This is a genomic window from Yoonia vestfoldensis, assembly GCF_002158905.1.
Taxonomy (GTDB): Bacteria; Pseudomonadota; Alphaproteobacteria; order Rhodobacterales; family Rhodobacteraceae; genus Yoonia; species Yoonia vestfoldensis_B.
This window is the reverse complement of the sequence record NZ_CP021431.1, coordinates 3,190,679-3,217,105: the sequence shown is the minus strand read 5'-3', so window position 1 is coordinate 3,217,105 and position 26,427 is coordinate 3,190,679. Positions and strand designations below refer to the sequence as shown.

Genomic DNA, 26,427 nt, shown 5'->3' with positions numbered 1-26,427 from the left:
ACAAAGCTAAGGATCAGCGGATGTCATTGGCGGATACGAGCTCGACTTTCAACAAGACGCCCTATCTGCGCCGCAGCGCGCTGATCGGCTTGGCCCTTGCCGTGGTGCTGATCGTGGCGCTGGCTGCAGGGTTACGGTTTGGCATGCTTTTGTTGGTCGGACTTGGCTTTGGCATCGTGCTTGAAGGGTTCCGGTTCGGTTTCGCCGGACCCTGGCGCGCACTCATCTTGCGCCGCGACGTCACGGGCGTTCTGGCACAATTGTTGGCAATCGGGATCGTTGCCGTGGTGGCGATCCCGTTGCTGTCGTCTCAGGATGGTGTGCTGGTTGGCGCTCATGCGCCGATTGGCTGGGCTATGTTGGGTGGCGCTTTCGTGTTTGGTATCGCGATGCAAGTCGTTCTGGGCTGTGGGTCGGGGACGTTGGTCAATGCGGGGTCCGGCAACCCTGTCGGGCTGCTCGCGTTGCCGTTTTTTGCCATTGGCAGCTTTGCCGGGGCTTTCCACCTGATCTGGTGGACCGATCTTGGCACATTGCAGCCTTTGGTTCTGTCGGGGGCAACCGGGCTTGGCGTGACCCTGGCATTGCTGGCCGCACTCGCGCTGGTGCTGCTTTTGATCGCAGCACCAGGTAGTCGAAAGCTGCCAGCCCGCCTCTGGCTGGCGGCTTGTGCCATCGCGCTACTTGCAATTGGCAATCTGGTGATCGCAGGACAGCCTTGGGGGGTCGTTTACGGCCTCGGGCTTTGGGCGGCAAAGGGGGCTGTCGCGCTCGGGGCAGACTTGTCCGGATCAGCCTTTTGGATGGCTGATGCCAATGCCCTGCGCTTGGGCCAAAGCATCTTTACCGATGTCACATCGCTGACAAATATCGGGATCATCGGCGGTGCCGCAATCGTGGCTGTCTGGCGCGTTGGCGGATTGTCAGCCCGATTGCCGCGCCTTCCGGCACGGGCTTGGTTGGCCGTGATTGCTGCCGGATTTCTGATGGGGTATTCGTCGCGGCTGGCCTTTGGCTGCAATGTCGGTGCCTTCTTTTCAGGGATTTCGACCGGTAGCCTGCATGGTTGGGCCTGGTTCGTGATGGCCTTCCTGGGGGCGATGATCGGTGTCCGGTTGCGCCCAGCGCTCGGGCTGGAGCCCAAGCCATGACCCGCAAACTGACACTGGGCCTTGCCTTGCTGTTGTTGGCAGGGCTGGCGCTGTTCGATCTGGCAACGGCGACGCTCAATCCCTATGCCGCCCCTGCCGCTTTTGCGCTGGGATCGGGTCAGGCAGCGACCGGGGCACATTGTGCGGCAATGCCGGCGCAATGATCGATGAATGTGGTCGGGGACAACCTGATAATTCACAGCCATGGCGGTGAGGCTCATAACCTGAAGGTCGTAGGTTCAAATCCTACTCCCGCAACCAAAATAAACAAATAAATCAAACGCTTAAGACGGTGGTATCATAGTACCATCGGGCTTTTGCACGTTTACGTCAACGCCACGTCAACAAATCAACAGTCCCCCTACGGCGCGCAGGTGAGATATAGCTAAAAGTTGGTGATGGCCCCTGAGGCATATCATGGCGTTGTTCACGCGCCGCAATTCTCATCTGAGAAAAGGATATGCCACATGACGACAAATACCGTATGCGGCGGCCCCGCCCCATTGATTTATCGGTTGCACGTTGTTGTGGCTGGTTGATGCGGAGGGCGGTCGGTAGCTCGTCAGGGACTACGAGACGAGGTCCTTATGAGCCCTTGGCTTGCTGGGCATAGGCCCATGGCATCAGGGCGTCGATGTCGCGGGCGAGGTGGCCGTTGGCCCGCTTGGTGAAGAGATCGCGCATGTAGGCATATGGTTCGACGCCGTTCATCTTGCATGTGCCGATGAGGCTGGCGAAGCGGGCCCAATTGCGGCCACCCTCGTCGGAAGCAGCGTTATGATGCCGGGAGTCTGGGTTTTGACGCGGTTGTCACGTATCCGTTTCACCCGCTTTGCGGCCAAACGGTCGAGATTACAGGATCAGTTGAGCACGACTTTTGTAATCATCTTTTGATCCGCCAAGATCATGGTGGGGCATTTCATCTTCCGGCTTGGATGATCACACCTGAGGCCGGATCTATCAAGCCTGTCGATACTCCAACCCTACCGCTTGAACGGTTGCGCGACCTTCGCGCGTTGTTGGATCAGGTCTTACACTCCCGTGAGGACGAATTGGTCAGCACAGGAGATGTCGATGCCACACGCCAATCAACCCGATCTGTTTGCCTATCTGACGCCAACGGTTCATTGGAGCCCAGTCGATCGCCAGATGGCCATGATGCTTCTTCAGGAGCTGCTGCAGGAAGCAGTGAACGCGCCACATCTATCCAATCCGTGTCAGACCGGAAAGGAGGGCGACAATGAACAAGATCACGGCTGAGCATCTGGGCCGCAGCGCCTATATCTACAGGCAGTCTTCCACGTATCAGGTGGTCAACAACCTAGAGAGCCAACGTCGACAATATGGGCTGGCTGAGCGGGCGCGGCAACTGGGATGGGAAGCGGTTGAGATCATTGACGAAGATCTTGGCAAATCGGGAGGCGGGGGCACCGAGCGCCCGGGATTTCAAAAGCTTCTTGCTGCGATCTGTGAAGGCCGGGTCGGCGCTGTATTTTCGCTTGAAGCTTCGCGCTTGGCCCGCAACGGGCGCGATTGGCACAGCTTACTGGAATTTTGCGCTGTGGTGGGGACGCTGATCGTAGACGAAGACGGCTTATACGACCCACGTCTGATCAATGACCGCCTGCTGCTAGGCATGAAAGGCACCATGAGCGAGATGGAAGTGTCGGTCTTCCGGCAGCGCTCGGCTGAAGCCATCAAGCAAAAGGCCCGCCGGGGTGAATTGCTGACAACTGTAGCCGTCGGCTACGTCAAGACCGATGACAATCGCATCGAAATGGACCCCGACCGCCGTGTTCGGGACGCCATTGCACTGGTGTTCCGGAAATTCTCTGAACTGCAGTCGATCCGCCAGGTTCTTTTGTGGTTCCGGGATGAGGAGGTCATGTTGCCGCGCGCGATTTATGGCGGTGGAGCACAGCGTATTACCTGGACACTGCCTGTTTACACAACGCTGCATCACATGCTGACCAATCCGGTCTATGCCGGGACCTATGCATTCGGGCGTCGGGGCAGCAAGGCCGTCATCAAGGATGGACAAAAACGCCAGACCCGTGAAAGCTTTCGGCGCAATTGGAACGACTGGGATGTTTTGATCCGTGACCACCACACCGGCTACATTTCTTGGGAAGCCTTCGAGAAGACGCAAAGCGTGATCGCGCATAACGCCAATCGAAGCGGTTTTGGCGCGCGCGGAGCAATCCGCAAAGGTGAGGCGCTGTTGCCCGGGTTGTTGCGCTGCGCGCGCTGCGGTCGACGTTTGCGGGTGGCCTATAGCGGCAAAGGCGGCAACACGCAGCGCTACGTGTGCCATGGAACTTTTGGAAGCAAAGCACGGGCCAACTGCATCGCGTTTGGTGGCATGCGTATTGACCGTGCGGTTTCGGCCGAAGTTCTGGACCGTCTGCAGCCCCTTGGGATCGAGGCGGCTCTGTCTGCGGCGTCAGCGCAGGTAGAGAAGCGGCACGAGACGTTGCAGCAGGTGGAAAACGCGCTGCAACAGGCTCGGTTTGAAGCAAAACGGACTCAGCGCCAGTATGATGCGGTCGACCCGGACAACCGGCTGGTCGCTGACGAGCTGGAGCGGCGTTGGAACGACAAACTTCGTCAGGTGTACAATTTGGAAATCGACATCGAAAGGCTCCAGACTGAACCACAGCCCAGTGCCTCTGTGCCAGATCGCGATCGATTGATGAGCTTGGGTGCAGATCTAGGGCAGGCTTGGGACAGTCCCGGCGTCACACCCGAGACCCGAAAGCGGATATTGCGGCTCATGATCCGAGAGATCATCGTCGATATGACCGAAGACAGCCTGCCTTTGATCATTCATTGGCAAGGTGGGGATCATACGCGTCTGAGTATCAAGAAGAACAAGGCGGGTCACACACGGTGGGTAATTGCCGGTGACACGCTGGACCTGATCCGCACTCTGGCCCGTCAGATGCACGATGAGCACATAGCATCGATATTGAACCGCGCAGGCAAGGTTACTGGGAAAGGCCTCACTTGGAACCGAAGCCGTATCTGCAGTGTACGCCGCAACCATAACATTCCGGTCTATCGCGAAGGCGAACGTCAGGAACGTGGCGAACTCACTCTGGACGAAGCGGCGACAATCTTGAATGTCAGCCCGTCGACGGTGCGTCGATTGATCAAAACTGGAGAACTTGTCGCCATTCAGACCTGTAAAGGCGCCCCATGGATCATCAGGCAGGACGAGGTTCAGAAAGACAGCGTGCGCCAAGCCGCTGACGCACGCCGCGCCAGACGCCCGGCGTCTCGCGATCCCAATCAAATAACCATGCAATTATAAAGGCATATGCAGATGTGTAGTATGAAGCACCCTCGTCATGGCCCGCAAACAATGCGTTGCGGCGGTTCATGGCCGGGCTGCGAATGGCGTTTTCGACAAGGTTGGAATCGATGTCGACGCGCCCGTCGTTGAGGAACAGCTGGAAGCCATCCTGGCGCCTGAGCATATAGGCCATGGCCTCGCCGAGGTCAGATTTGCGCGAGACGCGGGCGGCCTGGGCGGCCAGCCATGCGAAGAACTCATCGACCAACGGGCGGGACAGCTCTTGTCTGACCGCTTGGCGGTGATCGGGATCGCTGCCACGAATGGCGTCCTCGACCTTGTAGAGCGCCGCGATGCGCAAGAGCGCCTCGTCGACGATGGGTGATCCCTTCTTGGGTTTGGCCTTGATTAGCTTGCGCCTGCCGTGCGCCCAGCAGAAAGCCAGCTGCAGCGGATCGCCACCTGTGCGCTTGGATGTGGCCAGATGGGTATAGCCACCATAGGCATCGACCTGGATCGTGCCGTTGAAGCCGTCGAGGATTTCGGCGGCATACGCGCCTTTCCGCCCGGGACGATAATGGAACACCACACCCGGCGGCGCAGTCCCACCCCAACCGCGATCATCGCGTAACACGGCCCACAAATAGCCGGTCTTGGTCTTTCCACGCCCCGGGTCGAGAACCGGGGCGGTGGTTTCATCGACGTAAAGCCGCGTGCTCTCGGCCATCAGACGCTGGGCCATGTGGTCAACGACAGGTGCGATCAGGGAACCGGTGCGGCCCATCCAGTCGGCCAACACGGATCGGTCGATCGGCACCCCATGCCGCGCCATGACCATGGCCTGCCTGTTCAGCGGCATGTGCTCGGAATGCTTGGACACGGCGACTTGTGCCAGCAACGCCTCGGTGGGCCAGCTGCCCTCCAGCAGATGCGCAGGCGCCTTGGCTTGCACCACGCCTGCGCGCCCCTTGGGGCAGGCGTATTTCGGGCGGATCGTGACGATCACCTGGTAGCGCGCCGGGATGTAATCCAGCCGCTCGGTCCGGTCTTCGCCAATCTTGACCATGTCCCCGCAGCCGCAGGGGCATGCGATACTTTCGGGCTCGACCACCCGTAGGGCGCGCGGCAGGCTTTCCGGCAGTGCCCGGGCCTTACGGCACGCACGCGGTTTGCGCTTCTCGGTGTCGGGTTCACTGGCTGCGATCCTGTCTTCGACAGCCGCAATCTGCGCCTGTGTCTCGGCGATGGCGGTTTCCAGATCTTCCAACGCCAATTCCAACTGGGCGGAGTCCAGCTTCTCGGATTTCGGCCCGAACTTGGTGCGCCGGTAGTCCTGAACCTGGCCTTCCAGCTTCTCGATCAGCACCTCAAGCTCTGCGATGAAGGCCTCTTTCTCGGCAACCACAGACTGCTCATGCTGGCGCGCAGCGCGCTCGACCGAAAGCTCGAACTGAACAGCTGCAAAGGCCTTCACCACCTCGGGCGGCAGGTCTGGAAACTGGCTGAGATCGAAGGGCTGCGACATACGCATTTCTACCCGAACCGGGACAGAAAGACCAATAAAACAACGTCAAAAACAGCTGCCTGAGTCATCCTGCCGCAGTCGGTGCCAGCACCCGTTGCGCCACCACCCGCCGCCAGTCCAGACCTTCGAACAGCGCTTCGAATTGCGCCCGGGACAGCCGCATGACCCCGTCCTGAACCTTCGGCCAGGCGAAGCTGCCTTGCTCCAGGACTTTGTAGGTCAGCACCATTCCGCTGCCATCCCACACAAGGATCTTCAGCCTGTCCCCGCGTTTTGAGCGAAAGACCACCGTCACCCCGGAATGCGGGTCGAGCTTCAGCTCCGTCTGCACAATCAGCGCCAGAGCGTTATGTCCACAGCGGAAATCCACAGGCTTCGTCGCGATCACGATCGGCAGCCGTTGACCGGCGACAATCACGATGCACCCCGCAGCGCCCGCACCAGCGCCGCCGCGCGCTCCACCGTAACATCACCGGGAATGCACAAGCGCAGATCGGACCCGACCTCAATCGTCATCACGCCGATGCCGTCCTGCGCGGCCTCGGTCGTGGAAGATACCGGCTGATCCATGGGCTCAGGCAGAATGGACAGCGGCACAAAGGCAGGCTCCGCCGCCTCCGGCACTGGCGATCCGTTCAACGCATCAATCAGCTCACCCGGCATGGCCAGCCGACCCTGCCGGGCATGGCGGCGCCAATCTGACAAATGATGGGGCAGAATATCATAGCGCGCCGCCACATCGCAGACCCGCGCGCCCGGCTGAAGGCTTTCGGCGACAATCCGCGCCTTCACCTCATCAGGCCAACGCCGCTTGCCCCGCCGTCGCGGCTCGACAACCTCGCACCGCCCCATAAATCCATCGCCACCGTCCGCCATGCGCAACCCCGATCTGCTAACGCAGACCTTCTCGCAGGCACCTCACGCGTCTGGAACAGGCCAAATCAATGGGGCGGGGCCGCCGCATACCAAATACCGTTACCCAACTGCTCGATCCACAGGGATTTTCACCTGTTCCTTTGACAGCACTTTTACGGTCTGGCGCACAGCGATTGATTGAGCAAGCCGTCGAGGCCGAACTCGCTGTTCTGCTGGAGGCCTATGCATCCGACAAAACGGATGATGGCCGCGCGCGGCTGGTGCGCCATGGTCACCTGCCTGAGCGCGAGGTGATGACAGGGGTTGGCGCGGTGCCAGTCAAGGTGCCCCGCGTGAGGGACTGGGGAGCAGCCGCCGAGAAAGTTCGGTTCAGCTCGACAATCCTGCCGCCCTACCTGCGTAAAGCCAAATCCATCGAAGAGCTGGTGCCCTGGCTCTACCTCAAAGGCCTTTCCACTGGCGACTTTCACGAAGCGCTCGCGGCGTTGCTTGGTACCAATGCCGCAGGGCTGTCCTCGACCACGATATCGCGGCTCAAGGCTGACTGGTGGGATGAGTATGACCGTTGGCAACGGCGCGATCTGAGCGCGCGGCGGTTCGTTTACATCTGGGCGGATGGCGTCTATTTCCGACCCCGAATGGCCGAGAAAAAACAATGCGTTCTGGTGCTGATCGGGGCAGATGAGTGGGGCCGCAAAGAGATCATCGGCTTGGCTGACGGCTATCGTGAAAGCACCCAAAGCTGGCGCGAATTGCTCCTTGTTTTGCAACGACGCGGACTCACCCACGCGCCTGACCTGGCCATTGGCGATGGTGCCCTGGGCTTCTGGAATGCTCTGCGCGAGGTCTTTGGCGCGACGAAAGAGCAGCGCTGCTGGTTCCACAAGAGACCGGCAATGTTCTGAACGCGATGCCGAAGTCCGTTCAGGCCAAAGCCAAAGGTTACCTTAACGATATTTGGCAGGCCGAAACCCGCGTGGATGCCGAGGCGTGTAATAGACACTGCCCCGGTTGATCCCCAGCATGATCGCCTGACGGCTGACGCTCAGCTTGGCTGTGGGATCGATCATTTTTTTGCGCTCGGCAACAGACCCGCCTTGCCGAGCGCGCCGGACAAAAAATCATTCTCCAGCGTCAGCTCTCCGATCTTCGCATGCAGGGTCTTCACGTCGATCACCTGTTCTGGTTCGGCCTTCGCGGCGTCCCCAAAAACACCAGTCGCACCCTCAAGCAGCTGATCGCGCCACTGCTTGATCTGGTTCGGATGAACGTCGAAATCTTGTGCCAGCTCGATCAGCGTCTTCTCGCCCTTGATCGCGGCCACGGCCACTTTTGCCTTGAATGCCGGACTGTGATTCCGGCGCGGTCGTCTTGTCATAGTCTTCTGCTCGCTTGCAGCATCATGCTGCTGTTGCGCGGAAAATCCACTTATCCCAGCTGTTCAGATTTGCGCAGCCACTTCTCTGAATCACCGCCGCCATCCTCCAACACCACGATCGATGTGAAACTAAAGCCGTCGTCATCACTCGCAGGCAAAACCAATCTGCCGTCACGTGCCCGACTGCGCCATTCTGACAGATGGTTTGCCCGAAGCCCATAACGTGCAGCAACCGCATTCACCGTCGCACCCGGCATCAACGTCTCGGCAACAATCAGCGGCTTGACCTTATCAGGCCAGCGACGCTGACCATTCCCCCGTATCTCTACTCCATAGTCCCTGAGTAACTCACCCGTAGTCGCCATCGCGAAACTCCCGCATCAATCTCCGTCAGGCGCGACATCGCAGGTCACACTGAAGGCGGGAAGGTGGGGGACAGAAAACGCTCACGCCCAGTTCCTGGAAGCGGGTGAATATCGCGCCTATCGCTTCCTAAATCCGCATGTCTGGATCGAACATGATACCGGCGTCCCAGTCCCAAAGGTAGCCTATCGGCGGGGTGTAGCGTAGTTCGCTGCGTCTGGCCTTCGCACGGGCAGCGTCCAGCATCCGCGTTCGCAATATTGCCAGTTCAAACTCGCTGACGCTTACGTTACTAAGTGATATTATCAGTTAGATACGCCCAAAACACTACACCTAGGGTTAATCCCGCGACGACTAACCATACTATAATCACTTCTCGTCTTTCTGGCTTCCTTTTCATTTCTTCGCTCACTTTGAAAAAGGCCTATCTGGGCCGGCATCAGCCACCTCCAGTGTGACCAAGGCCGATCGAAATCTTTTTTGCTGTAGCCCTGATCGCCATAGTCATTTGGGGGTTAATTGTAGAATCTACAATATGAATCAACCCGACAATGGCGATCGTCGCCCAGCAGCGACAGGGCTCGTTGATAGACGGGAGGGGCGATCGCATCAAGGCCCAGCATCTATTCGTCGTGGGCTTCGGTCATCTCCCCCGAAAATTAAGGGGCTGCAAGAGTATAATTTTCTCGGCAAAATGAACGAGGAGATTTCGAATGAAGACAAGCAGATACACTGAGACGCAGATCATCGTGATCCTGCGGCAAGCCGAAAGCGGTGTGCCAGTTTCTGAGCTGTGCCGCGGGCATGGGATGAGCGAGGCGTCGTTTTACATCTATGGATGTCTCTCCCTTTGCAAGATTTTCGCTGATCTGTTCCGCCGCCAGGTCCCAGGTTGCAAACATCTATCCGGCGTCACCCTTCGATGGTGCGCCCAAATGGGAATTCCGCGTGGTGAGCCTCAACAAATGGTCGGCCTCAGCAGGCCATTATAAAAGCCAGGTTCCTCACACACCGGAGTTTGCCCGTCGGTTCATTTCATGATCTTCTTGCAATCCTTGTTGCGCGCTTAAGCGTGGACGCGGAACTGTTCTTTTCTGTTTAGCATGGCCCAGATGATCCGGGCGCTTTTGTTGGCCGCGGCGACGATAGCGCGGTTAATACCGCGTCGTTCGCGAAGGCTGTTGACCCATTGACTGAAGGGGTCTGTCTTTCGCTGCGCTACACGGACTACTGATCGGGCACCATGGATCAGAAGGTTTCGGAGATGTCTGTCTCCACGTTTGCTGATCCCCATGAGTAGCCTCTTGTCGCCGCTTGAGTGCTGCCGTGGAACCAGCCCAATCCATGCGGCCAGATGTCGGCCGTTCTTGAACTCACGGCCATCGCCCACAGCTGAAACAACAGCTGTCGCCGTCTTTGGGCCGACACCGCAGATGCGTGCGATCAGGCGGCAATCCTCATTAGACTTGAACACTGCATCAATGCGGCGGTCGAAGGTTGTGATCTGAGCATCAATCTGTCCCAAGAAATCGAACAAATCGCCAATGACCTCTCGGCTCATTGCACTCAGCCCGTTCGTCTTGTTCTCAAGTATCTCTGGGATGGCCCGATGTGCCCGTCCGCTCGATAAAGTGATTGGTATGCCGCGGTCCAACAGCAGGCCCCGCATTTGGCTCACGAGTGCGGTCCTGTGATTGACGAGGCGGCGGCGCGCCCGATGCAGGGCCCGAATATCCTGTTGTTCTTCTGACTTGGTCGGCACGAACTTCATGTTCGGACGCATCAAGGCGGTACAGATGGCCTCGGCATCGGTTAGATCGTTCTTTTGATGCTTGACTTATCATCAGGTGGCCATAATGCGGAGGAACGTGCGCAGCGTGGCTGATTGTCAGCGTTTTCGTCCCACATTCCTCCGCATTATTTCAGAGCGTATCGAGCCAGGCGAGCAGGCTTGCATCCCGCTTCCATGATGGCGGATGAACCGCTGTTGCCAGAGGACTGACCTGTTCCAGTGCCTTTCGCTTCGTTTCCAGGTTCGCCTTCGCGTAATGGTTGGTGGTGTCGAGGCTCACATGCCCAAGCCAGCTGCGAATGACCGTGACGTCGACACCGGCCGAGACGAGGTGGACGGCGGTAGCGTGGCGGAAGCTGTGCGGCGTCACATGCTTGTTGTGCAACGATGGCTCGATTCCGGCCGCCGCTTTCACATAGCCCGCAAGTTTGAACCGGACGCCCGAGGCGCTGAGCGGTTCGCCATAACGGTTCATGAACAGCCGCTGGTTCGGTGCTCGTGGTTTTCGCTCCAGCAGCTTTTTCAACAGCATCACAGTTTCCGGCCAGAGCGGGCAGATGCGTTCCTTGCGGCCCTTGCCTGTCAGGCGCACGCAACCTGGACTATCGAAGCGGATCATCTCTGGGCACAGATCGAGCGCTTCCTGTATTCGCGCCCCGCTGTTGTAAAGGAACGAGAGCAGCGCGTGATCGCGCAGGCCCTCAACGGTCGAGCGATCTGGCTGGGCAAGGATTGCTGCCACTTCCGCCGGTTCCATATAACAGGGTTCGGATATCGGCGCACGCTTGACCGGGATGTTGAGGATTTCCACGCATTGAGCGATTGATGCGGGTTCTCTCGTCGCCACGAAGTTGAAGAAGCTGCGGATCGCGGCAAGCCGGCAGTTGCGCGTGCCGATCGTACCTCCGCGCTCGTGTTCAGTGTGCCTCAGGAACGCAGCAACTTCGCTGGCAGTCAGATCGGTCAGCGTGATCATCGCAACCTTCTTTTCCGCGCGCTGCGCAACGAACCGCAGGAACAGCCGCCAGGTGTCGCGGTAGGATCGGACCGTATGGATGGACGCGTTACGCTGCTCAACAAGCCATTCGTAGAAGAACGCGCGCATCAGGTTCGGGAACGGGTTGGTCTTGCTCATGACCTCACCTCCCACCCAAGATTGAGGCATGGTGCGCCCACGGCCCTGAACCGCTCGTTGGCGAGATGCAGCAGATCCTGCGTGACGGTGATGTAGACCAGGGTGGAGTTGATATCCCGATGCCCGAGGTAAGTCGCGAGGAACGGCAGTCTATCGTGTGGATTGATGCCCGTTTGGTACCACTGCAGAATACGGTTCACGACCATCGAGTGGCGCAGATCATGAACGCGTGGCCCGGTGCGCCCTTGCAGAGGCTTCAACCCGGCGCGCCGAATGACGTCAACAAGCAGCCAGGTGACAATTTCCGGTGTGTAACGGCGAGTGCGGCCCTGCTCGTGCCAGAACAGAGCGGAACATGGATGCTGCGGCGCGCCCGCATAGCTCGCGCCCAGAGGGTCTCGGGCTGGTCCCCCGCAGCGCGATGCGCCGCGCTTTCAACGTAGGGAGAGACTGATGCCTCCTGTTGGGGTCAGTGAGACTTGTTACCGTTACAGCCTGAGGCTGAAGGCCGAGAACGAGGTGATCGCCGATCTGCTGACCGGGCTGACCGATGCGCGAAAGGCATGGGGATTTGGCCTGTGTTTCCGGCATCTGCGCAACGTCAAGGGGCATCCTTGGAACCACAAACGCTTCTATCGAATCTATTGCGAGCTGGAACTCAACCTGCGGAACAAGCCCTGAAAGCGGCTGAAACGGGAGAAGCCTGATGTCCTGGCGGTGCCAGACGCGCCCAATGTGACCTGGTCGATGGCCTTCATGGCGGATCGCCTCGGCGACGGCCGTACCTTTCGGCTGCTGAATGTGCTGGACGACTTCAACCGAGAAGGGCTGGGGATCGAGGTGGACTTCTCATTGCCCGCAGAACGGGTCATTTGCAGCCTGAGCCGCATCATCGAGTGGCGCGGTAAGCCCGGCGCTATTCGGGTAAGGACGGAGTTCACCAGCTCGTCGATCCTGAAATAAGCCAACGAAAACAATGTCGACTAGCACTACATCGACCCGGGCAAGCCCCAACGCCTTCATCGAAAGCTTCAATGGCAGCCTGCGCGATGAACTCCTGATCGAGGAGTTGTTTGGCAGTCTGGACGATCGAAGGGGCAAGCTGGCCCTATGGCGATACGACTATAACTACGTCAGGCCGCACTCGTCGCTCGGCAACAAAACACCCGCAGAAGCGCGCCAGGCGCTTGAGCAATTTGGGGACTCCGTTCCCGGCGCCCTTGCCCAAACCGAAACCGAAGAATATGAAAACCACATGATCTACCCTCCCTCATCGTTACGTGAGCTGGCCGATTAGACCGGAATCAAGAGTCGCTTTCATCGAAGCAATGATCCGGAGTTGGAACTCGACAAACTCTTTATCGCGGGGCATCAATAGATGATGACCAGAAATATTGATTCCAGCAAACCGAAATCAAAGCAGCGGCGTCCGGGACGCCCTGCGGGTGATAAAGATCTACGGGTCGCCATTCTGGATAGTGCGGAACAGGTTTTCTCTGAACACGGCTATAACGGAAGCCGTATGCGTGACATCGCAAGCAAGTCAAATGTCAATCAGGCCTTGATTAACTATTATTTTCAATCCAAGCAACATCTTTTTGATCAGGTGTTTCTGCGTCGTGGAAAACATATCGGGCGGCGCCGTGAAGAGCTGCTTGACGCATTGCTTGCACAGCCGGCCGCTCCATCGGTCGAAGAGCTTGTGCGTGCCTACCTTACGCCCCAATGGGATATGAAATATAGCAGCGAGTCCGGCGCGGCATTTGTCAAGCTGCAAGCCCGTTTACATGCTGAACCGGAAGAGCATGCGTTGCGATTGCGCCGCGAGGTTTACGACCAATCTGCCAAACGTTACATCAGTGCCATTTCTGACGCCCTTCCTGAGCTTTCCAAACCTACCGTTGGATTGCGTATGGCGTTTTTGATTGGTGCATATTTGTTCATGCTGAATGACGTGGACCGGCTGAATGACCTGACGGACAACCAGCTTGGTAAAGTGGACAAGACCGAAGTACTCGATAATCTTGTGATTTTCCTGAGCGCGGGAATGACCGCGCCTGAGAACACCCCATTGCTTTGAACCACGAAAGACAAACTGCTGTAGGAAAATGTTGGCTTGTTATTAATCGAAGTTTGAATTAATACACGATTAACGTCCATATTGGAGAATGATCATGAGAAGTTATCGCGTAGGACAGATTGTCCCTAGTTCCAACGTAACGATGGAAACAGAAATTCCGGCGCTTTTGCGTGCGCGTGGACAGGTCCACCCCGAAACATTCACATTCCATTCCAGTCGTATGCGTATGAAAAAAGTCACAGAAGAAGAATTGAAGGCTATGGACGGTGACAGTGACCGTTGTGCGCTCGAACTGAGCGACGCGCGCGTCGATGTATTGGGTTACGCCTGTCTGGTTGCAATCATGTCGATGGGCCACGGATATCACCGTAAATCTGCAGAGCGTCTGGGTCAGGTAACAAAGGACAATGCGGCCGAGGCGCCTGTCATCACGTCTGCGGGCGCACTCGTCGATGGGCTGCACGCAATGGGGGCCAAAAAGGTCGCTGTAGTCGCACCCTATATGAAGCCGCTGACCGAAATGGTTGTTGAATACATCCGCGCTGAAGGCATCGAAGTCACAACGTGGAAGGCGCTGGAAATTCAGGACAATCTTGCAGTTGCCGCGCATGATCCGATGAACCTGCCAGGTATTGTTGCTGGCATGGACACTAGTGATGTTGATGCCGTTGTGTTGTCGGCTTGCGTGCAAATGCCATCGCTGCGTGCGGTTCCCGAGGCTGAAGCGGCGACCGGTAAGCCCGTTGTAACGGCGGCGATTGCGACGACATGGGCGATGCTGAAGGCGCTTGATCTGGATACGTTGGTACCCGGTGGTGGCGCGCTGCTTTCGGGCAAATATTAAAGGATCGTAACATGGCACGTGGATATAATCTTCACGCAAACGGTATCCGCCAACACCTGTTGCATTATGCAGGTGAAGGCCCCCAGATGCTGCTTATTCCCGGAATTACATCGCCTGCGATTACATGGGGTTTTGTCGCAGAGCGGCTGGCCGAAAAGTTTGATGTTCATGTGCTTGACGTGCGGGGTCGTGGTCTAAGTCAGGCTGGTGATCTTAATTATTCACTTGATGCAATGGCAGAGGATGCGCTTGGCGTTATTGATGCTGGCGATATGGACAGGCCGGTCATCCTTGGGCACTCAATGGGGGCACGAAATGCAATTCGTGCTGCGCGCAAGAATAGCGACGCGATGTCAGGTCTAATCCTTGTAGATCCTCCGGTCAGCGGACCTAGTAGGCGCGCATATCCTGCTAAATGGCAGTGGTATGAAGATTCGATTATTGCCGCGACTAAAGGCTGTTCTGCCGAAGAAATGCGGGCTTTCTGTCCGACGTGGACTAATGATCAGGTCGGGTTGCGGGCGGAATGGCTTCACACCTGCCAGCTTGATGCAATCAAGACAGCGTATGACGGTTTTCACACCGACGATATTCATGCCGACCTGCCGCATATCAAATTGCCGATGCGTCTGCTGAAAGCTGGTAATGCGCCGGTGATTGGCGAAGACGACATTACCGAAATACAAAGCCTTGCCCCGCACATCGAGGTGAAAGTTGTGCAAGACGCGGGCCATATGATCCCTTGGGACAACCTTGAGGGATTTTTGGACGCCGTTATGAATTTCAGCGAAGACGCGTAGAAAAGAGGATTTTCGATATGGATCAAGAGAGTTTTACACAGATTTGCCTGCATCAGTTGAAGATGTCTGGCGTACATGAAGGCGAAAAACTTATTGTGCTGACCCAGGGCAACGAACGGCTGGATTATGCCAATGCGTTTATGGCTGCGGGCGCACAACTTGGGGCGTCGATGTATCATATGCGCCTTCCGGCGCCATCTGCGATCGGCGGCTGGAATGTCGGCGTAACCGGCCTTGCCGCCATGCCTGACGCGGTGGACGCGCTAAAGGCATGTGATATGTTGATTGATTGCGTGTTCCTTCTGTTTTCGCCGGAACAGTTCGCCATTCAGGACGCAGGCACGCGGATACTTACGGCGGTTGAGCCGCCCGAGCTTCTGGCGCGGATGTTGCCATCCAAGGAACTGCGCGAGAAGGTCGAAATCGGTGCTGAATATCTGACGAAAGCCAAGGTGATGCGCATTACATCGCCGCATGGCACTGATGTGACCTACAAGCTGAATACCTATCCGACTGTTGCGGAATACGCCTGTACCGACGAGGCGGGCCGTTGGGATCACTGGCCTTCGGGTTTTGTGTTTACGGGCGGAGATGATGACGGTGTTGACGGCCAGATTGTTGTCGCACCGGGTGATGTGTTGTTGCCGCAAAACATGTATGTCCGCGACCCGATCACCTATACCATCGAAAAAGGGTTCATCACTGACATGAGGGGTGGGCTGGATTGCCAGCTTGTACAATCTTACATGGACGGGTTTAACGACGAGCGCGGCAAGGGCATGAGCCATGTAGGATGGGGCATGAACCCCGATGCGAAATGGCATCGCATGACGCCAGGTGAATTTCCCGGTGGCATGGGAATGGAGCCGCGCAGTTTCTACGGCAACGTGATGTTTTCGACCGGTCCGAATAATGAGTTGGGCGGGTCTAACGACACGGCATGTCACCTCGACATTCCGATGCGCAATTGTTCTCTGTTTCTTGATGACGAGCCGATCGTAATTGACGGTGATCTTGTGGTGAAGGAAATGCAGATGGAGCGGTGCTAGGGTCGGGCAGGGTAACATGAGCCAGAAAAAAGTTTATGAAGACGCAGGTTTCGGGGTGCGTGTTCAACGTGGTTCTAAGCCAGCGTTGGTCGTTATTGATTTCAGCTATGGTTTTACCGATCCGCGCTATCCCACGGCGTCTGATGCCGACGCGCAGATTGTCGTCACAAACAGCCTGATTGCGGTTGCGCGCGAAAAGTCGGTTCCGGTGATTTTCTCCGTTATTGCATTCAACACTGCCGAGGTGGATACCCTTGCTTGGCTTCGGAAAGCGCAGGGCATGAAAGCGCTGGTCGAAGGTAGCCACCTTGTCGAGATTGACGCGCGGTTACACCGGTTGCCTGATGATGCGGTGGTGGTCAAAAAAGGGGCTTCGGCGTTTTTTGGCACCAACCTAGCAGCGCATTTGGCGGGCGTCGGTATTGATACCACGATCCTAACAGGTGCGACGACTTCGGGATGTGTCCGGGCGTCGGCTGTGGATGCTGTTCAAAGCGGGTTCAATGTCCTTGTCGTGGCAGATGCTTGTGCAGACCGTGCCGCACCGCCACATGAAGCTGCATTGTATGACATCGATCAGAAATACGGAGACGTTATCCAATCAGCTGACGTGCTGTCCTATCTTAACGGGCTTTGATCCGTAGGGCGCCAGTATTTAGAAAATGACCGGTATGCGACCTTTGATTAGAACACGGTGCAGTTGCTTCGACTTATAAAGGAAGTATACTTCATATAGTCTTTAACAGGAGATTCCCATGACACCCAAGATAACGTTTGAAGAGCATTTTATGGCGCCGGGATTTGAGAAGCATTCAGAGGCTTTTCTGAAATTGATTCCGCAGGATCAGGCTGAAATCCTGATGCGCCGTCTTGGCGATTTTGATGGTGAACGTATCGAATTGATGGATCGCGGTGGAATTACTCGTTCGATTATGTCGCTGACGGGGCCCGGAACACAGGGTGAAGCCATAGAAAATGCAGTCAATGCGGCGATGGGTGCCAATGACTTTATTGCTGAAAAAATCTCAAAACGACCTGATCGTTTGGGTGGGCTTGCGACCTTGCCGATGCACGATCCCGAGGCTGCTGCAAAAGAACTTAACCGCGCTGTGAACGAACTTGGATTGCAAGGGTGCCTTGTTAATAGTCACACGCATGGCACCTATTACGAAGGGACAGACTACGACCCGTTTTGGGCCGAGGTTGAAAGACTTGGCGTGCCATTCTACCTTCACCCATCAAATGCTTACGTCACGCCGCATGTTCTTGGCGGTATGCCAGTGCTACAGGGCGCAACATGGGGGTGGGGCGTTGAGACAGGCTCGCACGCTTTGCGTATACTCTTCGGAGGAGTTTTTGACCGCTTTCCGGACGTTAAACTTGTCCTTGGCCATATGGGTGAAGCGCTGCCGTTTTTGCGTTGGCGGTATGATAGCCGCTTTGGCGCCTATCCGATGGGTGTATCGCTTGACCGTGCGCCATCGGCATATTTCGGCTCCAATATATTGATCACCACATCGGGCGTTTGTTCACATCCGTCAATCCTTGGCGCGATTGGCGAAATGGGCGCGGATGCGGTCATGTTCTCTGTGGATTATCCATATGAGGACACCGGTCTTGCGGTGGATTTCATAGAAACCGCGCCGATCGAAGAGGCAACACGCAGAAAAATTTGCCATGATAATGCAGCACGCCTTTTTGGTATGCCGACTTTGGCCGAAATGAACGGGGTGTAATATGGACTGGTTCAAGACGCTTGAGACTAGGCAGGTTTTGGAGCAGGGTGCGATCGCCACAGAGGTTGACGGGCTACGAATCGCGTTATGGGCTGTTGACGGCGAAGTTTATGCAACAGGCAATATCTGTACGCATGCTTTTGCCTATCTAACAGATGGCCACGTTGAAGGTGGCTGCATCGAATGTCCCTTGCACCAAGGCCTGTTCGACATCCGGTCCGGCAAAGCACTTAGCGCGCCGGTTTCCAAGGACATCGCAACCTATGCAGTTAAACAAGAAGATGGATTTGTATGGGTGGATATCAACACGCCCGCGCAACAACTAGATGAAGCGGTCACGACCGCGCATGTCATTGGATCGGATGATCGCACGCTTGTCGTGATCGGGGCTGGGCAGGCGGGTGCCGAGACGGTGATTGCGGTGCGTAAACACGGCTTTGGTGGTCGTATCGTTCTAATAGGGTCTGAGGCACATATGCCATATGAACGCCCGCCGCTGTCAAAGGAACTGCTGGCTGGTGTGACGACGATTGAAGATGCGTATGTCTTTCAGGCAGGTCAGGCCGCGGAGTTGCAGGTGAAAATGATGCTGGGTGTAAGTGTTTCCGCCATCTATTCTAACGACAAAACGGTTCGTTTGTCGAATGGCGAAACTATTTCCTATGACATTCTGGTCCTTGCTACTGGTGCGCGCCCTCGTAAACTTGTCGTTAGCGGGTCTGATGACACGCGCATACATTATTTGCGCGATTTGCACGACGCCGAACATCTTGGCGCTGCGTTGAAAACTGCGCAAAGCGTTGCCGTCATCGGCGGCGGTTTCATCGGGCTCGAGCTGGCCTCTGCTGCGCGAAAGTTGGGCGCGAAAGCGACAGTGATTGAAGCACAACCACGCTTGATGACCCGTCTTTTGCCCGCGGCACCCGCCGATTATCTGGCCGGAATTGCCAAGCAGCACGGCGTTTCTATTGAACTGGGTGCGCGCATCACGAATGTCAGTGACAAGGGTGTGGGATTGGGCGACGGCCGTTTGATTGATGCGGATGTCATCATCGCCGGAATTGGGGCAATCCCCAACGACGATTTGGCGTCGGACGCTGACATCAAAACCCATGACAAAGGTGGGATACTAGTCGATGTGGCCAACCGTACAAACCTTGCGGGCGTTTACGCTGTGGGTGATGTTGCTGTCCGTCAGGAGCGCCCCGGCGGACCGTTCCAACGTATGGAAAGCTGGCAGAATGCGCGGTTAAGCGCAGAACGCGTTGCCCGGCATATCACCAGACACAGTCCCGTTGCCGAAGATGCGCCGTGGTTCTGGTCTGATCTGTTCGGTGCGACGATCCAGATTTACGGACAGACTGACCCCGACATGGCTGTTGTGCGCCGCGACGGTGACAAGGCGCCGGTCTTTTTGGGTCAGGACGCAATTGGCAGGGTCAAATGCGTCATAGATTTCGGTGATCCGTCTGCGTTGCGTGCAGCAAGGTCTTTGATGGCGAATGGACAGCCGCTTGCGACCGGTGGGTCCGAAGCGGGCGACAACGAGGAGGATGACATGAAGCAACAATCATTTGAGAGCCGGTTTGTCTGGCCAGCCGAAGGGCTGACCCGCGTGCCTGATTGGGTCTATACCAATCAGGATGTCTATGACCGTGAAGTCGAGCGTATTTTCCAGGGGCCAACTTGGAACTATGTGGCGCTCGAGTGTGAAGTGCCGAACACAGGTGATTTCGTGCGGTCATATGTCGGGCCGACCCCAGTTGTTGTGTCACGGGACGAAGATGGCGAAGTCCATGTTTTTGAAAACCGTTGTTCGCATCGTGCCGCTGAATTTTGCCGTGAGCTGCGTGGTAACAGTACCGAATTTGTCTGCCCTTACCACGAATGGAGCTATGATCTGAAAGGCAATCTGGCGGGTGTTCCGTTTCGCCGTGGTGCCAACGGAGAGGGCGGAATGCCAGCCGATTTTAATGCGGCGGATCACGGGTTGCGTAAGTTGAATGTTACAAAGCGCGGCGGTGTGATTTTTGCGTCTTTTGCCGACAACATGGAAAGTTTCGAGGATTACATGGGCGAGGCCATGCTGACAGACTTTGACGCCGTGTTTTCGGGTCGTAAGCTAAAGCTGTTCGGTCATTACCGTCATACTATTATGGGCAACTGGAAATTGTATCCGGAGAATCTGAAAGATCCGTATCACGCGACATTGCTGCATACGTTTCTGGTGACCTTTGGGCTTTTGGTGGCAGGTAACAAGTCTGCCATGATCTGCGACCCCAAAGGCCGCCATTCGACCATGGCGTCGGCCAAGAGCGACAAGAGCGTTTCGGACGAAAACAAGAAAGAGATGCGTGCGTATCGGGATGGTATGACGTTATCGGATCCGCGTTTGATGGATTATGTGCCAGAATTCGACAGCCCGTGGTCTGTCACCATGCAGGTTGTCTGGCCGAATCTAATTGTTCAACGCGAGATGAACACGCTTGGCGTGCGCCAGCTAGTACCCAACGGTCCAAACGAATTTACTATGATCTGGACCATGTTCGGGTACGAGGACGATGACGAAGAAATGATACGCCACCGATTGCGTCAGGGCAATTTGATGGGCCCTGCGGGTTTTCTTGGATTGGAAGACAACGAGGCGATAAAGTTTGTGCAGGACGGAATGCTGAATTCAGCCAAACCTGCAAATCACATGGTGCAGCTCGATCCCGACGTGCCCGCTGGCACATCTGAAACTCTGATATCAGAGGCTGCGATCCGCGCACTTTATCAGCACTGGCGCGAGGAGATGGGCGTATGAGCCGCGAAACAAAACCGTCACTTGATGTCGGACTGAAAGACGTGACAGGCGCGTTGCAGCGTGCCACGAGCCCCGCCGTGCGCGATGCCCGATACGCAGTCGAGGCGTTTAACGCGATCTATTGTGCCGTACTTGACGACGGTGATCTGGAAGACTGGCCAGAGTTTTTCACGGAAGACGGATTTTACAATATCGTCAGCCGTGAAAACTACGATCACGGGCTTCCTGTGGGGCTTGTCTACTGCGAAGGCAAGAACATGATGAAAGATCGTGCGATGGCGATCGCCAAGACCTCCATGTTCGGCCCGCGATATTTGCGCCACTTTATGACAAATACCCGTATCTTGGGCATAGACGACACTGGGACAATCAGGTCCGAAACCAATTTTATCCTGATCGAGGTGCTGGCTGAATTGCCCGAGGGGCGTCTGCATATGGCCGGACGGATGCAGGATATTTTTGAGACACAGGGCAACGGTAGCCTTTTGTTGAAATCACGCATCGCGATTTATGATACGCTGCTTGTCCATAATGCGCTCGTCCTACCAGTCTGACATAACAGTCCGGTCTGACAAAAGACTGTTTTTAACAAAAAAGTGGGCGCGAACGTATTATCGTTCGCGCCCACTTTTTTGTTAGGGACCGTTGGGCAGTCAGCTTCGCTGAAACAAGGCCCGCAGTTTGCCAGCGATAATGACGCGGATCATGGTAAACGCGCTGATGCCTTTGTTGTAGCGCAATTCGCCCCCCGATAAGACGGAGTCGCAGTTGGCGACAAACTCGCCCAGAATATAATCGACAAAACCGTTGACCAGTTCGGGCCGGTTAAACTGGCCAAGAATGCCTTGAATACGGAACCGGAACCCGACATCCACGACGGACGCATCCGGGTTGCCTTGCGCGCGCCGGACTGTATAGCTTAGTTCACCTTCGACTGCGGATTGGCCGCCGCGATCCTTGCCGCGCCCCGATACGGTGCCGATGCGGGTACTATCGTCGGTTTTATAGGTGCCCTCGCCTTCGAATTTTGCAGCAATGGGGCCAAAGGCGACGCTGATATGACCTTCAAAAGTGCTGTCGTCATGTTGGGCGAGTTTCGCCCCCGGCAGACAGGCCGCGACCGCGTCCAGATCTGAAAAATGCGCCCAGACGGTATCCGATGAATGGTTGATCGCGACCTCGCGTTTGACGACAGACCATCCGTTTTCAACAGTCATCGTCCCGGATGACACGGCGGGGGCTGACGGTTGTTTGAAGATGTCAGCATCAAAGGGCGCGAATCCTGTCGGTGGGGCGCGGTCAAGGCGCGGCGTACCGGTGCACGGAAGGCCGCATGCGCGCCTTTCTTCGATCACTTGCATGATGGAGTTTACAATCCCGACGTATCCGGTGCAACGGCACAAATTTCCTGACAATTCGTTGCGGATGCGCACTTCGTCGGCGGTATCGAGCCGTTCGACCAGATCGCGCGCAGTTGCGAGCATGCCGGGTGTGCAAAACCCGCATTGTAGCGCGTGATTGCGGTGAAACGCGGCCCGTAGTCGATCCATCAGATCGTCGCCTTTGAATCCTTCGACAGTTTCGACTGCGGCACCTTCGCAAGATACGGCAAAGGTCAGGCACGCGCGTTCCGGACGTCCGTCCACCATGACCGTGCAGGCGCCACATACACCCTGTTCACAGCCCAGATGTGTTCCCGTCAGATCCAGATGGTCGCGCAGAATTTCCGCCAGTGTCGTGCGCGGAGTTACGTGAACAGTCTCGGGCATGTTGTTCACTATCAACGATACTGGCTGTTTGGCGACAGAAGGCGTAACGGTGGCATTCATGATGGTATAACCTTTGCAATGGCGCGCGACAGGGCGGTTTTCAACAGTTGTCTTTTCACGCGTGACGCGCCGGGCAGATATGTCGCGAGCGTGCTGTCGATGTCACCCAGTGAAGGAGCGGTTGCGGTGCGCGCAATTTCGCGGGCCATGTCCGGCAGCAGTAGCGGTGCATCTTCTGTCGCACCAACGACGACGCGGGCATATTTCAAATCTGGGTGTATCACGATCGCACCGATCGCATCTGCAAATTCTCCGACCTTGCGGCAGATTTTATCGTACCCCCATAAGGCCTGTCCCATGGCAACGGGCATTTCCACGGCGGTGATACATTCGTCCTGTTGCAATCCCGTCCGATAGGCACCGCGCATGAAACTGGCCATCGGTTCACGCCGCGATTTTCCGCGCGCGTCCCTGATCACGAGTTGCGCATCAAGTGCTGTCATTGTTGTGACCCAATCGGCCGCGGGATCCGCGTGGGCAAGTGACCCGCCCAATGTGCCTTTGTTCCGGACGGCGCGGTAGGCGATGCTGCGGGCCACATGGCGCATCATGGGCGGAAGATCGACACCATCGATGCCGTCTTCGATGCGTGCATGTGTGACGGCAGCACCGATGGACAGAGTGTCGCCTATTATATGAATTTTTTGCAGCTCTTCCAGTCGGGTGACGCCAATCAGGGTTGTCGGGCGCACTAGGCGCAGGTTGAGCATAGGACCAATGGATTGACCGCCTGCGATAATCTTGCTGCCGTCAGTGTTGAGTGCCTTGCTGGCGAGCTGTAGTGTGTCAGCGATATTGTGTGAAAAAGGAACTGGTTTCATTCTGCCGCCTCCAACATTTCGCGGGCATCGCGGGCGTCGAATATCGCCTGAAGTATGCGGTGCGGCGTGGCTGGAATGCTGTTAATCTCGGCCCCAAACGGAGTGAGCGCATCGTTGATCGCGTTCACCAGTGCCCCGCTGGGAGCGATTGCGGCTCCTTCGCCGACGCCCTTGATCCCGTGACGCGAGTAGGGCGAAGGCGATTCAGAATGACCAAGGCGGAAACTGGGCAATTCCGCAGGGCCCGGAAGGATATAGTCCGCCAGTGTAGAGGTCAGCGGCTGGCCCGCGCTGTCATAAATCACCTCTTCAAAAAGTGCGGTACCGATCCCCTGCGCGGCACCCCCATAAGATTGACCATCAAGGATCAGCGGGTTCACCCGCGTTCCGCAATCTTCGAAAATCACATAATCGAGGATGTCGACCTTGCCGGTTTCGATGTCGACTTCGACGACGGCGGCATGGGTGGCATACGTAAAGACACCGGTATCAATGGTTGGCTTGTATCCTTCGGTGACTTCCATTCCGGTGGTTTCGATATTGTCGGGCAACAGATCTGGCCGCAAATACCAAGCCTGAGCGATCTGTTTCAGGCTGACCGACGCTGCGCCTCTGAAGACGGCACCGTCTTTCAGTTCGGTTTCTTCCGCTTTGCATTGCAGGAGATGGGCACCCAGTACCCGAATACGGCGGGCCAGCTCTTCGGATGCTTTTGACACAGCACCACCTGCCATCACCATCCCGCGCGACGCATAAGCGCCCGTTGAATAGGGCGTCATGCCCGTATCGCCCATCGTTACCTTGATGCTGGAAATATCAAGTGACAGCCAGTCACTGGCCACTTGCGCGATTGTCGTCTCGAGGCCTTGCCCTGTTGTTTGGTTGCCTGACTTGACTTCGACCGATCCGGTCGGGGCCAGTTTCACCATCGCCTGTTCGTAGCCTGGCACGAGCGCAAGCCCCCAGGACGCGAATACCTTTGTGCCGTGTGCGGATTGTTCTGTGAACGACGAAAATCCGATCCCCAGATGCCGCCCCGTGCTGGCCGCTTCTGCTTTGCGTTTCGCAAAAGATTTTGCGTCGATCATTTCGGCAGCCTGACGCGCCGCTTCCGGATAATCACCGGTGTCATAGAATTTTCCGGTGATGTTCGTGTAAGGCATCTTGCTGCCGGGAACCAGATTCAGGCGGCGCACATCAAGCGGATCACGACCCACCGCGCGCGCAATGGCGTCAATCGTCAGCTCCATCGCGAAACAGACGCCAGGGCGCGCTACGCCGCGGTAGGGCGTGAATCCCGGCTTGTTTGTGGCGACCGAATAGGTCCGGCAAGCATAAGCGCCCAGATCATACGGTCCGGGCAGGTTGCCTCCTGCTTGTGCAGCCTCGAGGCAGGCGGTGAACGGCCATACGGAATAGGCGCCGACATCGACCCAGATATCGGCATCCACGCCGAGAAGGCGACCGGTATCATCAGCATAAGCCGTCATTTTGTATTTGTGTTCGCGCGTATTGGCACCGGCAGTCAGATGTTCGCGCCGGTCTTCGGTCCAGCGGATGGGCCGGCCAAGATGTTTGGCAGCCCACCCCACTGTCAGCTCTTCTGGCTGCAAGACGCATTTGTAACCAAAGCCTCCGCCGACATCGGGTGCAATGACTCGTACCTCGCCCTGATCAAGGCCCATACATTCAGCCAAGCCTGTGCGGATTAAATGAGGTACCTGTGTCGAGGTGTATATCACAAGCTGATCTGCTTTGCCGTCCCAATAGGCCAGCGCGCCTTTACCCTCCATTGGAGCCATGCATTGCCGTGCCGTTGAATACTCGCGCTCGACGACAACGGCGGCGGTTTTGCGGATTTCGGTAAGGTCGGTGTCGAACTGCGTTGTCAGAAACAGGTTGTTTTCCCATTCATCGTGGAGCTTTTCGGCGTTCGGGGCAAGGGCAGTATCGACCGTGACATGAACTGGCAGAGGCTCCAGATCCACAATGACGGCCTCCGCTAGATCCTCTGCCTCGGCGCGCGTGGGCGCCACGCACATGACAATACATTCGCCTACAAACCTGACCTTATCTTTGGCCAATGGCCAGTGATTAGACTGATTGTATGTGGGGAGCGTTGATTGAGCCGCTATCGGTCCAAGCCCGACCATGTCGGCCATCGAAAACACCCGGTCCTCAAACCCTTCTGGTTTGGTGATTGATTTTATCTTTGCATGGGCAAGGGGGCTGCGGACATATGCGGCCTCCCACAGGTGCGACATCTTAATATCACCGACGAATTGGGCAGTCCCGTTCAGGTGGCGCGCGTCTTCTTTGCGGGGAACCTTTGCACCAATACCTGTCTTCATGTCGCGACCTCCTCGTTGAAATTGAAGTTAAACCGTGATTATAAGGAGCATACTTCTCAATTAATTTGTTAGCAACTCGTAATTGGTTTAGTAACCTCCACAAGCTGTACAGGAGGCAACTGTTAATGAATCAATACAAACCCAAGTATCGTCACGTTATGACATCAAGCGATCACATGCCTCAACTAGCTGGCCGTTATAAACAACTTTGGAGCAGGCCGGGTTATTTGATACGCCGGTTGCACCAGATTCATGTCGGTTTGTTTGCTGAAGCATGCGGAGCCGACGGTGTGACGGCTGTTCAATTTGCTATTTTGTCGGTCTTGCAGGAAAATGACGGCCTAGATCAACTAACTTTGTCCAAAGCTGTAGGCATCGACCGTACCAGTGGCGCAGATGTCATTAAAAGACTGGTGCGTAATGATCTGGTGACGCGAGAGCCGTCGAAAGACGACGCGCGCGCAAACGTTGTACGGATCACGCAGGCAGGGCGCATGCTTATTAAAAAAATGCAGCCCGCCATGGCGGCAGCGCAGGACAAACTGATGAGTCCGCTTCTGTAACAGGGTGGTCGAGGTCAAGAGAAATTTTCGACA

General features: G+C 56.5%; 20 protein-coding genes and 7 pseudogenes. 16 read left to right on the top strand and 11 right to left on the bottom strand.

The features are described 5' to 3' along the window. Window positions 1–20 precede the first annotated feature (20 nt). Together LOKVESSMR4R_RS16150 and LOKVESSMR4R_RS20500 are read left to right on the top strand one after the other, a co-directional pair. Entirely contained in the window at window positions 21–1,151 is a 1,131-nt protein-coding gene (locus LOKVESSMR4R_RS16150; protein WP_087210658.1) for a YeeE/YedE family protein, read from the top strand. Further along, window positions 1,148–1,315: a hypothetical protein gene (locus LOKVESSMR4R_RS20500; RefSeq protein WP_204248688.1), complete on the top strand. Its 168-nt coding sequence runs from the start codon at window positions 1,148–1,150 to the stop codon at window positions 1,313–1,315. The genes LOKVESSMR4R_RS16150 and LOKVESSMR4R_RS20500 overlap by 4 nt, the downstream gene beginning before the upstream one ends. 421 nt (window positions 1,316–1,736) lie before the next feature. Here the strand turns inward: LOKVESSMR4R_RS20500 and LOKVESSMR4R_RS16145 are convergent. After that, window positions 1,737–1,925, bottom strand: a pseudogene (locus tag LOKVESSMR4R_RS16145) (transposase domain-containing protein); the annotation flags it as partial. Window positions 1,926–2,225: 300 nt separating this feature from the next. Between LOKVESSMR4R_RS16145 and LOKVESSMR4R_RS16140 the strand changes: the two are divergent. Beyond that, on the top strand, window positions 2,226–2,411 hold the full coding sequence (locus LOKVESSMR4R_RS16140) for a hypothetical protein (RefSeq protein ID WP_110280953.1): 186 nt from the start codon (window positions 2,226–2,228) through the stop codon (window positions 2,409–2,411). Beyond that, window positions 2,392–4,464, top strand: coding sequence for a recombinase family protein (locus tag LOKVESSMR4R_RS16135; RefSeq protein ID WP_087210651.1), 2,073 nt, complete (start codon window positions 2,392–2,394; stop codon window positions 4,462–4,464). Before LOKVESSMR4R_RS16140 ends, LOKVESSMR4R_RS16135 begins: the two co-directional genes overlap by 20 nt. A gap of 28 nt (window positions 4,465–4,492) precedes the next feature. Here LOKVESSMR4R_RS16135 and tnpC read toward each other — a convergent pair. The 3 genes and pseudogenes from tnpC to tnpA all read right to left on the bottom strand — a co-directional run. Then, window positions 4,493–5,971 (bottom strand): annotated as a pseudogene (gene tnpC, locus LOKVESSMR4R_RS16130) (IS66 family transposase); the annotation flags it as partial. 64 nt (window positions 5,972–6,035) lie between these two features. Next, entirely contained in the window at window positions 6,036–6,389 is a 354-nt protein-coding gene (gene tnpB / locus LOKVESSMR4R_RS16125; protein ID WP_110280951.1) for an IS66 family insertion sequence element accessory protein TnpB, read from the bottom strand. Further along, on the bottom strand, window positions 6,386–6,847 hold the full coding sequence (gene tnpA / locus LOKVESSMR4R_RS16120) for an IS66-like element accessory protein TnpA (RefSeq protein ID WP_087210644.1): 462 nt from the start codon (window positions 6,845–6,847) through the stop codon (window positions 6,386–6,388). Before tnpA ends, tnpB begins: the two co-directional genes overlap by 4 nt. A 68-nt stretch (window positions 6,848–6,915) precedes the next feature. Here tnpA and LOKVESSMR4R_RS16115 point away from each other — a divergent pair. Then, window positions 6,916–7,838 (top strand): annotated as a pseudogene (locus tag LOKVESSMR4R_RS16115) (IS256 family transposase); the annotation flags it as partial. Here the strand turns inward: LOKVESSMR4R_RS16115 and LOKVESSMR4R_RS16110 are convergent. Further along, window positions 7,831–8,225: pseudogene (locus LOKVESSMR4R_RS16110) on the bottom strand (transposase); the annotation flags it as partial. The pseudogenes LOKVESSMR4R_RS16115 and LOKVESSMR4R_RS16110 overlap by 8 nt on opposite strands. 50 nt (window positions 8,226–8,275) lie before the next feature. Then, window positions 8,276–8,590 (bottom strand): transposase, encoded by a 315-nt coding sequence (locus LOKVESSMR4R_RS16105; protein ID WP_110280949.1) that lies wholly within the window; start codon window positions 8,588–8,590, stop codon window positions 8,276–8,278. A 711-nt stretch (window positions 8,591–9,301) separates the two neighbouring features. On the opposite strand from LOKVESSMR4R_RS16105, the pseudogene LOKVESSMR4R_RS20290 reads away from it, so the two are divergent. Beyond that, a pseudogene (locus LOKVESSMR4R_RS20290) lies at window positions 9,302–9,418 on the top strand (transposase); the annotation flags it as partial. A 236-nt stretch (window positions 9,419–9,654) separates the two neighbouring features. Here the strand turns inward: LOKVESSMR4R_RS20290 and LOKVESSMR4R_RS16095 are convergent. Together LOKVESSMR4R_RS16095 and LOKVESSMR4R_RS16090 are read right to left on the bottom strand one after the other, a co-directional pair. Further along, a pseudogene (locus LOKVESSMR4R_RS16095) lies at window positions 9,655–10,425 on the bottom strand (IS110 family transposase); the annotation flags it as partial. A gap of 85 nt (window positions 10,426–10,510) precedes the next feature. Further along, on the bottom strand, window positions 10,511–11,515 hold the full coding sequence (locus LOKVESSMR4R_RS16090; RefSeq protein WP_087210634.1) for a tyrosine-type recombinase/integrase: 1,005 nt from the start codon (window positions 11,513–11,515) through the stop codon (window positions 10,511–10,513). Between the two features lie 465 nt (window positions 11,516–11,980). Here LOKVESSMR4R_RS16090 and LOKVESSMR4R_RS20495 point away from each other — a divergent pair. From LOKVESSMR4R_RS20495 to LOKVESSMR4R_RS16030, 9 genes and pseudogenes are all read left to right on the top strand, one after another. Next, window positions 11,981–12,686, top strand: a pseudogene (locus LOKVESSMR4R_RS20495) (integrase core domain-containing protein); the annotation flags it as partial. Between the two features lie 207 nt (window positions 12,687–12,893). Then, window positions 12,894–13,595 carry a TetR/AcrR family transcriptional regulator gene (locus LOKVESSMR4R_RS16065; protein ID WP_237331821.1) on the top strand — a complete coding sequence of 234 codons (702 nt, stop codon included), beginning with the start codon at window positions 12,894–12,896 and terminating at the stop codon, window positions 13,593–13,595. A gap of 142 nt (window positions 13,596–13,737) precedes the next feature. Next, entirely contained in the window at window positions 13,738–14,439 is a 702-nt protein-coding gene (locus LOKVESSMR4R_RS16060) for an Asp/Glu racemase (RefSeq protein ID WP_110280944.1), read from the top strand. 11 nt (window positions 14,440–14,450) lie between these two features. Continuing rightward, window positions 14,451–15,239 carry an alpha/beta fold hydrolase gene (locus LOKVESSMR4R_RS16055; protein ID WP_087210621.1) on the top strand — a complete coding sequence of 263 codons (789 nt, stop codon included), beginning with the start codon at window positions 14,451–14,453 and terminating at the stop codon, window positions 15,237–15,239. A 17-nt stretch (window positions 15,240–15,256) separates the two neighbouring features. Continuing rightward, the gene (locus LOKVESSMR4R_RS16050) at window positions 15,257–16,288 is read left to right on the top strand and encodes a leucyl aminopeptidase (protein WP_087210618.1); all 1,032 of its coding nucleotides are present in this window, start codon (window positions 15,257–15,259) and stop codon (window positions 16,286–16,288) included. Window positions 16,289–16,304: 16 nt separating this feature from the next. Next, window positions 16,305–16,925, top strand: coding sequence for an isochorismatase family protein (locus LOKVESSMR4R_RS16045; RefSeq protein ID WP_087210615.1), 621 nt, complete (start codon window positions 16,305–16,307; stop codon window positions 16,923–16,925). A 118-nt stretch (window positions 16,926–17,043) separates the two neighbouring features. Then, window positions 17,044–18,024 (top strand): amidohydrolase family protein, encoded by a 981-nt coding sequence (locus tag LOKVESSMR4R_RS16040; protein WP_087210612.1) that lies wholly within the window; start codon window positions 17,044–17,046, stop codon window positions 18,022–18,024. Window position 18,025: 1 nt separating this feature from the next. Continuing rightward, the gene (locus LOKVESSMR4R_RS16035; protein ID WP_087210609.1) at window positions 18,026–20,830 is read left to right on the top strand and encodes an FAD-dependent oxidoreductase; all 2,805 of its coding nucleotides are present in this window, start codon (window positions 18,026–18,028) and stop codon (window positions 20,828–20,830) included. Continuing rightward, window positions 20,827–21,384, top strand: a complete 558-nt coding sequence (locus LOKVESSMR4R_RS16030) for an aromatic-ring-hydroxylating dioxygenase subunit beta (protein WP_087210605.1) — start codon at window positions 20,827–20,829, stop codon at window positions 21,382–21,384. Before LOKVESSMR4R_RS16035 ends, LOKVESSMR4R_RS16030 begins: the two co-directional genes overlap by 4 nt. A 99-nt stretch (window positions 21,385–21,483) precedes the next feature. Here the strand turns inward: LOKVESSMR4R_RS16030 and LOKVESSMR4R_RS16025 are convergent, their stop codons facing one another. The 3 genes from LOKVESSMR4R_RS16025 to LOKVESSMR4R_RS16015 are packed head-to-tail and all read right to left on the bottom strand — an operon-like array spanning window position 21,484 to window position 25,831. Continuing rightward, complete coding sequence (locus LOKVESSMR4R_RS16025; protein ID WP_087210602.1) at window positions 21,484–22,659, bottom strand: 2Fe-2S iron-sulfur cluster-binding protein; 1,176 nt, start codon at window positions 22,657–22,659, stop codon at window positions 21,484–21,486. Further along, window positions 22,656–23,480 (bottom strand): FAD binding domain-containing protein, encoded by an 825-nt coding sequence (locus tag LOKVESSMR4R_RS16020; RefSeq protein ID WP_087210599.1) that lies wholly within the window; start codon window positions 23,478–23,480, stop codon window positions 22,656–22,658. The genes LOKVESSMR4R_RS16025 and LOKVESSMR4R_RS16020 overlap by 4 nt, the downstream gene beginning before the upstream one ends. Next, window positions 23,477–25,831, bottom strand: coding sequence for a xanthine dehydrogenase family protein molybdopterin-binding subunit (locus LOKVESSMR4R_RS16015; protein ID WP_087210596.1), 2,355 nt, complete (start codon window positions 25,829–25,831; stop codon window positions 23,477–23,479). The genes LOKVESSMR4R_RS16020 and LOKVESSMR4R_RS16015 overlap by 4 nt, the downstream gene beginning before the upstream one ends. 125 nt (window positions 25,832–25,956) lie before the next feature. Between LOKVESSMR4R_RS16015 and LOKVESSMR4R_RS16010 the strand changes: the two genes are divergently transcribed. Continuing rightward, window positions 25,957–26,394 carry a MarR family winged helix-turn-helix transcriptional regulator gene (locus LOKVESSMR4R_RS16010; protein ID WP_157898254.1) on the top strand — a complete coding sequence of 146 codons (438 nt, stop codon included), beginning with the start codon at window positions 25,957–25,959 and terminating at the stop codon, window positions 26,392–26,394. Window positions 26,395–26,427: the final 33 nt, after the last annotated feature.